Origin of the sequence: Belnapia arida, from assembly GCF_016773205.1 — a bacterium.
Lineage (GTDB): Bacteria > Pseudomonadota > Alphaproteobacteria > Acetobacterales > Acetobacteraceae > Belnapia > Belnapia arida.
Map to the genome: position 1 here is coordinate 1 of NZ_JAETWB010000200.1, position 345 is coordinate 345.

The 345-nt window shown below is 62.3% G+C and carries 1 protein-coding gene; it reads right to left on the reverse strand.

The genetic code is table 11. The annotated features are described in order from the left end of the window. On the reverse strand, positions 1-345 hold a 345-nt coding region (locus JMJ56_RS33390), incomplete at both ends, for a TorF family putative porin (RefSeq protein WP_236039093.1).

Genomic DNA, 345 nt, shown 5'->3' on the forward strand with positions numbered 1-345 from the left:
GCCGAAGAAGTTCGGCGAGTAGTTGAAGGCGCCCATCAGCTTGACGATGTCGATGGTGTAGGAGGCCTTGAGGGCGATCTCGTGGTACTCGTTCAGCTGCGTGCCCGGCGCCTTGTCCTGACCTGGGTAGAGATAGGCGATGTAGCCGACATCGAGCGCGACGCCTCCCAGCTCGAAGCGGTAGCCGGCCAGCAGGTCGAGTTCCTGCCGCGTGTCGTTCCAGGGGCTTGCGACGAATTTCGCATTGGTAAGGAAGGCGCCGATATAGAAGCCGCTGTCGTGCTGGACATCGGCCGTGCCCTGGAAGGCCCAGTTGTTGCGCGTCTGGCTGATGCCGCGGAACAG